Genomic DNA, 9,843 nt, shown 5'->3' on the forward strand with positions numbered 1-9,843 from the left:
GCGTCACATGTCCTTCCTGTCGGCGACCGGCGCCGGATCCTGGTCGCCGGCCAGCGCCGCGACGACGGCCTGGCCGAGAGCCAGTCCGCCGTCGCCCGCCGGCACCTCCTGATGAACGAGTACGTCGAAACCGGCGGCGGCCAGCCGTGCCCGGCAGGCCCGCAGCAGCACGACGTTGGCGAAGACCCCGCCGGTCAACCCGACCAGGCCGACGCCGTGCCGCCGCCGCGCCACCTCGGCGACACGGGTCACCGCGTCCGCGACGGCGACATGGAACGCGCCGGCCAGCGTGCCCGCGGCCATCCCCGCCCGCAGGCCGTCGACGAGGCCCGCGAGCACCGGCGCCGGCTCCAGGACGCCGTCCGCCAGTCCGAAGACCAGCGGCCACGCGCCCACGCCGGCAGCGGCCCTGCCGGCAGCGGCCGTGCCGGCGGACGGCCCGCCCGTATCACCCGACCGGCCGGCGGCGAGACCTTCGGCGGTGGGTGCCTCGGCGGCGAGGGCCTCCAGCTCGACGGCGGCCTGCGCGGCATAGGTGGTCCGCTGGCGCACCCCGAGCAGCGCCGCCACCGCGTCGAACAGCCGACCCATGCTGCTGCTGGGCGTGCAGGCCACGCCCCGGTCCAGGGCGGTGCGCACTGTGCTCAACTCCGCGGCGGAGCAGGCCCGCACCGGGGCGAGATCCGCCGACCAGGCCAGGCCCGCCGCGGCCAGGTGGGCCAGCGCCACCCGGCACGGGTTGCGCACCGCGGCGTCGCCGCCGGGCAGGCCGACCGGGCGCAGGTGGGCGACGCGTTCGGCGCGGGTGACGTCGGAGCCGACGAGGAGCACCTCGCCGCCCCAGATCGTGCCGTCGTCGCCGTAACCGGTGCCGTCGAAGGCGACGCCGACGACGGGCTCGCCGAGCCGGCCGTGCTCGGCGAGCAGCGCCGCCACGTGGGCGTGGTGGTGCTGCACCAGCCGCAGGGGGCGCTCGGCGCCGGCGGTCCGCCGCGCCCAGGCCCGGGTGGCGTAGCCCGGGTGGGGGTCGGCGGCGAGGACCGCGGGTTCGATGCCGTACAGGCGCGCCAGCCGCGCGCCGGATCGCTCGAACGCCGCCATCGCCGCGAGGCTGCCCAGGTCGCCGTGGTGCTGGGACAGGATGGCGCGGCGCCCGGTCGTCAGGCAGAGCGTGTTCTTCAGCTCGCCGCCGACGGCGAGCACCGGCCCGACCGGGCGGGGAAGATCCACCGGCAGCGGGACGTGGCCGCGGGCGCGGCGTAGCGGCACGACCTGCTCGGCGTCACAGCGCAGCACCGAGTCGTCGCACGGCGCCAGGATCGGCCGGTCGTGGGTGAGGAAGGCGTCGGCGAGTCCGGCGAGGCGGGTGCGGGCCTCGCGGTCGTCGAAGCAGATCGGCTCGCCGGAGCGGTTGGCACTGGTCATCACGAGCAGTCGCGGCGGCGGGCCGCCGCCGGGGGCCGGCGCGAACAGCAGGTGGTGGAGCGGCGTGTACGGCAGCAGCAGCCCGACGAGTGGGCTGCCCGGCGCGACCAGGGCCGACAGCGGCGCCCCCGGGGCGCGGCCGGTGAGCACGATCGGCGCGGCCGGCCCGCTCAGCAGCGCCGCCACCGCCGGCGAGACGGTGCCGACCCGGGCGGCCGTGGCCAGGTCGCGGGCCATGACCGCGAACGGCTGGTCCGGTCGGTTCTTGCGCCCGCGCAGCCTGGTCAGGCCCTCGTCGTCCTCGGCGCGGCAGGCCAGGTGGTAGCCGCCGACACCCTTGACCGCCACGACCGCGCCGGCCGCCAGCGCCCGCTGAGCGGCCGCGAGCGCCGCGTCGGTGCCGGTCACCGCCGGCCCGTCGAGCGGGCTGAACCACAGCCGCGGCCCGCAGTCCGGGCAGGCGATGGGCTCGGCGTGGAAGCGGCGGTCGGCGGGGTCGGTGTACTCGGCCGTGCAGCGCGCGCACATCGGAAAGCGCGCCATCGTCGTCGCCGCCCGGTCATACGGCAGCGCCTCGATGATCGTGAACCTGGGGCCGCAGTTCGTGCAGGTGATGAACGGATGGCGGTGGCGTCGGTCCGCCGGGTCGAACAGTTCCCGCAGGCAGTCCGCGCACACCGCCGCGTCCGGGGGCACCAGGGTACGGGCGCCGGCCGCGGCCCTGCTCGCCACGATCCGGAACCCGGCCCCGCCCGGGCGGGGGGTGCCGGGAACGTCGGTCACCGTGATCCCGTCGATGCGGGCGAGGGGCGGCGCGGACGGCGCCAACCGGCGCAGGAACTCGGCGACGTCGGCGGGGTCGCCGTCGACCTCCGCGAAGACCGAGGCCGAGTCGTTGCCGACGAAGCCGGTGAGCCCGAGGCCGCTGGCCAGCCGGTGGACGTGGGGCCGGAACCCGACGCCCTGCACGATGCCCTCGACGACGACCCGCCGGCGCACCCGCCCGTCCGGCGGGCGCGTCGCGGACCGTTCGACGGCGCGCGGGGGGATCATGGCCGCCGCTCCCAGATCACGACCCGGTTGTTGCCGGAGTCGGCCACGGCGAGCCGGCCGTCGGACAGGGACAGGCCATACGGCCAGCAGAACGTGTCGGCGGTCACGCCCGACCAGCGGTTCTCGCCCGTGTCGGCGAACGACGGCTGGCCGAGGACGGCGGTGGCCGCCGTGCCGGTGACCTGCGGCAGGCCGTCCCAGAGCAGGATCCGGTTGTCGGCGGTGTCCGCGACGGCCAGCAGGTCGCCGTCGCAGTCGGCGGCGTAGGGGAACCGCAGCGTGCCGGCCTGGCCGGGGGCGTAGGGGGATTCGCCGCAGCCGGTCAGGTCGGTCTGGCCGAGGGCGAGGTCGGCGGCGGTGTCGGCGTCGGGATGGGGCGACCAGCCGAGCAGCCGGTGGTTGCCGGCGTCGGCGACGAGCAGCCGCTCGGCGTTCCCGGTGATGTCATGCGGCCACCGGAAGGTGGCGGGCCCGGCCGGGCCGCCGCGGTTGTCCTCCCGGCTGGTCGGATCGGGCTGGCCCAGGATCAGGTCGGGGGCCCGATCGGGGGAGGTTGGCAGGCCGCCCGACCAGCCCAGCACCCGCCGGTTACCGGTGTCGGCGACGTAGAAGCGCCCGCCGATCACGGCCACGCCGAACGGCCAGTAGAAGGTGGTCGGCCCGCACGACCCGCCCCGGTTCTCCCGCACGCTCGTCGCATCCGGCTGGCCGAGGACCAGGTCGGGAGGGGTGTCGGTGGTCACCGGGACGGTGTCCCAGACGAGGACCCGGTGGTGCCAGGCGTCGGCGACGACGAGCCGGCCGTCCGTGACGGCGATTCCGGTCGGCAGGTGCATCCCCCGTTCGGGCCCGCGCCCGCCGGCCGCCGGGCCCTCGCTGCTTGCGTCGGCCTGGCCGAGCACGACGTCGGCGGGGGCACCGTCGCGGGCCGGTCGACCGTGCCAGATCAGCACCCGGTGGTTGCCCGAGTCGGCCACCACGAGCAGGTCGTCGCCGAGCCACACCCCGCGCGGCGCGTACAGCCAGGACGACGACGGCTGCGCCGCGGGCAGCGCCAGCCCCCCCGGCGCCGGCGCCCCCAGCCACACCGACGGCTCCCAACCCGCCGCCGGGTCGTCCGCGGCGGCGGTGACCGGCCCGGTGCCTCGGACGGCGGCCGCCGACCGGGGGGAACTCATGCGGGTCCGGGCGCGCCGCGGCGGCGGGTGATCTCGTCGAGCACGCCGCGCACCGCCAGCGCCGCGTCGTCCGCCCCGGACTCCTCGAAGATCGTTTGCGCCTCGCGCAGCACCGCGGTCGCCTGGTCGTAGGCGCCGAGATGGGCCAGGGCGTTGCCCTGGTTGGCCAGCGCGCGGGCGTGGCCGAGCGGATCGGTGTTCCGATCGCGGGCGACGATGACCTGCTGGTAACGGGCCGCCGCCTCGATCAGGTTGTCCTTCTGGTGCGCCGACGGCGCGTAGACCAGGGCGTTGGCCAGGTTGAGCTGGGTGCTGGCCCACTGCTCGGGGTGGGTCTCGGGGGTGTAGACGGTGAGCGCCGTGCGCAGGCCCTGGATCGCGACGCCGATGCGAAGCTGGTCGGACGCCTGGCTCATCGGCATCGCCAGGTAGGCGGTGGCCAGGTTGACCTGCACCGCGGCGAACAACTCCGGCGAGCTGTCCAAACTGATCAGCCGCAGCGCGGCCAGATAGTGTTCCACCGCGGTGCGCAGGGCCGCCGCATCGTCGCGGGCGCGCTCCTGGTGGGCCGCGCCGAGGGCCAGGCGCAGCTCGGCGCGGGCGACCACGAGATCGGTGGCGTCGAGGGCGGCGAGCGCCGTGGTCAGGTCGGCGAGGACGGCGTCGGTCGGCCCCTCGATGCTGCGGCGCAGGTCGGCCGCGGTCGACAACAGCTGCGCGGTCAGGCCCGGGGACGCCCCCCACGCCGCGGCGACGGCCCGGCCCAGCGCCCCCGCCGCCTCCCCGGTCCGCCCGGCGGCCATGGCGTGGGCGGCGTGCGCCGAGTGCACCAGCGCCGCGATCTCGCCGGTCTCCCCGGCCAGCGGCGGGGGCTCGGCCAGATCGCCGAGGGCGAAGCGGACCACGTCGACGAGGATCCCGAGCTCGGCCCCCAGCGCCTGGCGAAGCTGCGCGGGATCCTCGACCGGGGGGCCGCCCGGACGCAGGACGAACCGGTTGTACCGGTCGATCGGATCGTCGCCGTCAACCTGGGTCGCGGCGCCGACGACGTCCCCGCCGTAGGCCAGCTCCAACGCGAGCAGCCGCGTCGGCCAGGCGTCCGGGCGGCGCCCGGCGGCGAGCGTGCGGCGCAGCTCGGCCGTGTCGTCGCCGCCCGGCACCAGCAGGAAGCCGGCGGGCAGGGGAAACACCCCGACCGGCTGCGGCCGGGCGCAGTGCGCCGCCGACTCGGTGGCGGCTGGGTCCGTGTCCGTGTCGGGGTCCGTGTCGGGGTCCGTGTCGGTCTCGGTGTCGGTCGCGGTGTCGCGGTCAGCCATGTGAGTCTTCCTCGCTGTGCGGGTCGGAAAGATCTGCGAGGATCAGCCGCTGCATCCGTTCCATCGCGCGGCGCACGGCCGGGGTGAGGTCGGCACCGGGCTCCAGCCCGCCGGCCTCGACGAGGTAGACGGTGACGTCGGTCGGGTAGTCGTCGCCGAGCAGCCACCGGCCGAAGGCGAGTGCCTGGTCCCAGCGCACCGCATGGGGGTGTGGCAGGTGCAGGGGAAGATCCGCAAGTTCCGCGGCCGGCACCCGGTAGACGGTGCCCGGCGCGGCGCCGGTGCGGGCGGCGTCGACGATCACGACCCGGCGCGCGCCGCGCATCGCGAAGGCCGTGTCCATCCCGGCCGTGCCGCCGTCGACCAGGCGCACCCCGGCCGGCACGCCCGCCTCGGCGAGGCGGCGGATCAGGATCGGTCCCACCCCGTCGTCGCCGCGCAGCAGGTTCCCGCAGCCGATGACCACCGTGTCGCAGCGCGGCGGCTCGAAGCCGGGCGGGTCGACCTGCACCCGCGGGCTGGCGGGCACCGGCTGTGCGGCGGGCACCGGCTGTGCGGCGGGCACCGGTCGTCCGGCGTTCAAAGGTCCCCGTTGATGACGAACCTGCTCAGTTCCCTGCCGGTCCGCCCGTCGTAGGCGTGGACCGTGCAGACCAGGCAGGAGTCGAAGCTGCGGGCCACGTGGCCGAGCTCCACCGGGTCGGCCGGGTCGGCGACCGGCGTGCCGACGAGCGCGGCCTCGATCGGGCCGGGTGTGCCGTCACCGTCGCGGGGCCCGATGTTCCAGGCCGTCGGCGTGACCACCTGGTAGTTCGCAATCTTGCCGTTCTCCAGAACGATCCAGTCGGACAGCGAGCCGCGGGCCGCCTCCGTCGAGCCGAAGCCACGCCCGTCGGCGCGCTGCACCGGCGTGGCGTGGAAGGGCTCGTGCAGGTCGATCTGGTCCAGCCAGGCGCGTACCCACTGGTAGTACTTGGCCGCCTCGTGCATCCGGGCGAGCAGGCGCACCATCACCGACGGGCCGATCGCGTCGAGGATGTCCCCGAACAGCGGGTCGTCGTCCTGGTGGTCGGCCGCGCCCGGGGCGGCGGCGGCGATTCGGCGGGCCAGCGGCCCGGCCTCCAGCGGCACGTACCCGAGGTTCGGCACGTCGTAGCGGGGGGACTTGGCCCAGCTGTACTTGCCCTGCTCGCGGCCGCGGACCGGGTCGATCGGGTTGGTCTCCCCGTCGAACGGGTGGCGCGCCGAGGTGCCCGCGTAGAACGAGTGGGTGACGTCCTCGCGCACCCGGGCCTGGTCGAACGCGCTGTAGGAGCCGCCGGCGTACACCCCGGAGCGGCCGATGAGCGCCGCGTTGCGGCCCTCGATCGTCGGCCGGGCGTACTTCTCGGGGGAGAAGTACGTGCCGGTCGCCAGGTAGTTGCCGATGCCCTGGCCGTAGCCGTCGAGGCCGATGTCGAGGCAGTAGCGCAGGAAGAAGCCGCAGTCGCTGTCGTGCTGGGCCTCGTTCTCGTAGATCCAGGCGAGCACGTCCGCCCAGGTGCGGTTGGCCAGCCAGCGATCCACCGAGCAGCCCAGCCACTGCTTCTCGAGCCACTCGGTCTTCCAGTGCTCCAGGATCGCGATGGAACGGGTCACGTCCGCGAGCGTCGGCGCGCACATCACCCCGCCGGGCACCATGAAGCTGGAATGCGGCCACTGCCCGCCGAAGATGGCGTACACCTCGATCGGCTTGGCGGACAGCACCACCCCCGGGCCGTAGCTGGACCCGGTGAACGGGGCGAACCGGCGCACCGCCTCCGGGTAGAGCTGCGAGGAGGCGTACCTGGGGTTGGTCAGGTCGATGGCGAACAGCGCGTAGAAGCACCGCGGGATGCTCTGCAGCGTCTCGCATGCCTGCGCGATGTTGCGGATCAGCGTCGCGTTCGGCGGCAGCTCGGTCTGCCACGCCACGTCCAGCGCGTACGCCGACTTGTACAGGTGGCTGCCGCCGCAGATCCCGCAGATGCGCGGGGTCACGATCAGGCCGGCCTGCGGGTCCTTGCCCCGCAGGATGATCTCGAAGCCGCGGAACATCGCCGCCTCGGTCCAGGCCGAGGCCACCACCCCGTCGTCGATCGTGACCCGGACGTCGAGGTCACCCTCGACGCGCCCCATCGGGCTGACGTTGAGATCGACGGTCGTCATCGACATCGCTTCTTTCCGTGTGCGTTCCTCGCGGGGCCCCGGGCGGGACGCGCGCGCCGTGGCGGCGGATCAGACGACGAACATGTCTTTCTTCGACCACTTCGGGGCCGCCGCCCGGGCGGCCGCCGCCTGGGCCAGATAGGTCAGGTGGCCGCTGCCCTCGGGGACCTCGCGCGGGATGACCCCGGCGACCTTCTGGGTCTGGAAGACCGTGCCGGGGGCGAGGTCGAAGAACGGGAACTCCGGCTCGGTGCAGCCGATGCACGGCATCCCGGCCCGGGTCTTCGACGACTGCCGGTTCCACAGGATCCGGTTGCACGGAGAGTGCGTCATCGGCCCGCGGCAGCCGAACTCGTAGAACAGGCAGCCCTGCCGCGTCCCGTCGCCGAAGGTCAGCGTCGACTGCTTGTACTCGAAGTACTGGTTACGGGTGCAGCCGGTGTGGGTGAACGTGGTGAAGAACGTCTGCGGCCGGTGGAGCTCGTCGAGCGCGATGTCGGCGGCCCGGCCGGTGGCCAGCGCCACCAGGATCTGCGTGATCCAGTCCGGATGGGCGGGGCAGCCCGGCACGTTGATGACGGGCAACCCGCCCCGCGAACGGAAGTCCGAGCCGAGGAACCCGCCCGGGGCGCGCTTGTGGAACTGCAACCCGGTGGAGTCGGTCGGGTTCGGCGCCGTCGCCGGGACCCCGCCCCAGCAGGCGCAGTCCCCGATCGCCACGACCACCTGGGCCTGGCCGGCAAGGTCGCGCACCCAGTCCTGCATCGGCCGGTCGGCGAACACGTCGAAGCGGCCGCTGCCGTCCGGGCCGCGCATCACCGAGCCCTCGAAGACGAAGATGTCGACCGGCCGCTGTCCCCGGGCGCAGTCCCAGAACAGCTCCCGCGCCTGCCCTCCGGTGGCCAGGCCCAGCGACGGATGCCAGAGCAGATCCAGACCGAAGTCGGTGATCAGGTCGATGACGGTGGGTTCCTCGGCGTTCAGGAACGACATCGTGTTGCCGCTGCACGCCCCGCCCTGAAACCAGAGCACGGATGACATCGGTGGTCCCTTCGTCGGATGGCCGGCAACCGGTGGGGCGGCGGGTCGCGACCGGTCGCCGCGCGCCTCGCGTCGCATGGCTCAGGCCGCACGAGGACTGCCGGCACAGCGACGCTACGTGCCCGGGAAGGGGACGCCGATGCGTCGTGTGCGGAGGCTGCCACCAAGGCGTGGTGGCGTTTGCCGCTGCGTGCTCGGCGGGACCACAGTGAGCCCGGCTGGGCGTCGGGGAGCCCGGCTGGGCGTCGGGGAGGGCGAGGCGGTGCACGAGCTGTCGATCTGCCGCTCCGTCGCGGGCATCGTCGCCCGCCACGCGGCCGGCCGGCGGGTGACCCGGGTGCACCTGCGGGTGGGGGCGCTGCGGCAGGTGGTGCCGGACACCCTCGTCTACTGCTGGGGACTGGCGCATGCCGACGCGGTCGGGGCCGAGGCACTGGCCGGGTCGGAGCTGGTGGTCGAGTCGGTCCCGGCCGGGGTGCGCTGCCGTCCGTGCGGCGCGTACAGCGAGCTGGCCGTGCCGGTTCTGCGCTGCGCCGCCTGTGGCACCGCCGACGTCGTCCTGGTCAGCGGCGAGGAATTTCTCGTCACCTCCTTCGAGGTGGCGACCGACGCCGTGGAGGCGTGACGAACAATGGGCAGATTCCATCCGCACTCGAACAGCCACCCGCACTCGAACAGCCACCCGCACTCGAACAGCCACCCGCACTCGAGCAGCCACCCACACGACGATCCGCTCGAGGACGGTCATTCCCGGGCCGGTTCGGTGGGGGACCATTCTGGCTATCGCACCGGCGCGGAAAGGGTCGAGGTGCTGGAGCGGATTCTCGGGGAGAACGAAAAGGTTGCGCGGGCCAACCGGGCGGCATTCGACGCGGCCGGCGTCACCGTGGTGAACCTGATGTCCGCGCCCGGCGCCGGTAAGACGACCCTGCTCGTCGAGACGCTGCGCCGCCTCGCGCCGCACCGGCGGATCGGCGTCATCGAGGGGGACATCGAGACCAGCCTGGACGCCGACCGCCTCGACGGGTTCGGCGCGTCGATCGCCCTGGTCAACACCGGCGACGGCTTCGGCGGGGAATGCCACCTGGATGCGCCGATGGTCGCCTCCGCGCTGCCCCGGCTGCCGCTCGCCGCACTCGACCTCGTCATCATCGAGAACGTCGGCAATCTGGTGTGCCCCGCCGAGTTCACCGTCGGGGAGGACCGGCGCGCCATGGTGTTCGCCGTCACCGAGGGCGAGGAGAAACCACTCAAGTATCCGGTGATGTTCCGCTCCGCGGATCTCGTGCTGGTCAACAAGACGGATCTGCTACCCCATCTCGACTTCGACGTCGAGGCGTTCCGGCGCAACCTCGACGCCGTCCATCCGGGGGTGGCGGTGCTCGCCGTGAGCGCCCGTACCGGTGCTGGCGTCAACGCCTGGTGCGACTGGCTCGCGGACCACGCCGGAGCGTGTGGCGCGACTCCGGCCCGGCGTTAGGCCGTGCCCTGATTTACTTGACATTTCGGCGTCGGCGGGAAATTCGGTGTTCCGTCTCCGGTGAGTCGGCGATCCCGAGAAGATCGAATATTGAGATCAGGGGGTGCTCGGCGCGTCGCGTCCGGTGATTGTGTCCGATCCGGTAGAAAGTCAGTGGTCGGGA

Annotated in this window: 8 protein-coding genes; 2 read left to right on the top strand and 6 right to left on the bottom strand. The window is 74.1% G+C overall.

The features are described from left to right. Positions 1-3: 3 nt before the first annotated feature. From hypF to FRAAL_RS07890, 6 genes are all read right to left on the bottom strand, one after another. Positions 4-2,478, bottom strand: coding sequence for a carbamoyltransferase HypF (gene hypF / locus FRAAL_RS07865; RefSeq protein WP_011603004.1), 2,475 nt, complete (start codon positions 2,476-2,478; stop codon positions 4-6). Next, positions 2,475-3,656 (bottom strand): NHL repeat-containing protein, encoded by a 1,182-nt coding sequence (locus FRAAL_RS07870; protein ID WP_083866732.1) that lies wholly within the window; start codon positions 3,654-3,656, stop codon positions 2,475-2,477. Before FRAAL_RS07870 ends, hypF begins: the two co-directional genes overlap by 4 nt. Then, positions 3,653-4,972 carry a hypothetical protein gene (locus FRAAL_RS07875; RefSeq protein WP_011603006.1) on the bottom strand — a complete coding sequence of 440 codons (1,320 nt, stop codon included), beginning with the start codon at positions 4,970-4,972 and terminating at the stop codon, positions 3,653-3,655. Before FRAAL_RS07875 ends, FRAAL_RS07870 begins: the two co-directional genes overlap by 4 nt. Continuing rightward, positions 4,965-5,537, bottom strand: a complete 573-nt coding sequence (locus tag FRAAL_RS07880) for a hydrogenase maturation protease (RefSeq protein ID WP_063822609.1) — start codon at positions 5,535-5,537, stop codon at positions 4,965-4,967. Before FRAAL_RS07880 ends, FRAAL_RS07875 begins: the two co-directional genes overlap by 8 nt. Positions 5,538-5,551: 14 nt before the next feature. Then, positions 5,552-7,159 (bottom strand): nickel-dependent hydrogenase large subunit, encoded by a 1,608-nt coding sequence (locus tag FRAAL_RS07885; RefSeq protein WP_041940290.1) that lies wholly within the window; start codon positions 7,157-7,159, stop codon positions 5,552-5,554. Positions 7,160-7,228: 69 nt separating this feature from the next. Next, on the bottom strand, positions 7,229-8,200 hold the full coding sequence (locus FRAAL_RS07890) for an NADH-quinone oxidoreductase subunit B family protein (protein ID WP_041939002.1): 972 nt from the start codon (positions 8,198-8,200) through the stop codon (positions 7,229-7,231). A 208-nt stretch (positions 8,201-8,408) separates the two neighbouring features. Here FRAAL_RS07890 and FRAAL_RS07895 point away from each other — a divergent pair, with 208 nt between their 5' ends. Together FRAAL_RS07895 and hypB are read left to right on the top strand one after the other, a co-directional pair. After that, positions 8,409-8,825 carry a hydrogenase maturation nickel metallochaperone HypA gene (locus FRAAL_RS07895; protein WP_231861567.1) on the top strand — a complete coding sequence of 139 codons (417 nt, stop codon included), beginning with the start codon at positions 8,409-8,411 and terminating at the stop codon, positions 8,823-8,825. A 138-nt stretch (positions 8,826-8,963) separates the two neighbouring features. Next, positions 8,964-9,680, top strand: a complete 717-nt coding sequence (gene hypB, locus FRAAL_RS07900) for a hydrogenase nickel incorporation protein HypB (RefSeq protein ID WP_011603011.1) — start codon at positions 8,964-8,966, stop codon at positions 9,678-9,680. Positions 9,681-9,843: the final 163 nt, after the last annotated feature.

The sequence above is a fragment of the Frankia alni ACN14a genome (genome assembly GCF_000058485.1).
GTDB lineage: Bacteria > Actinomycetota > Actinomycetes > Frankiales > Frankiaceae > Frankia > Frankia alni.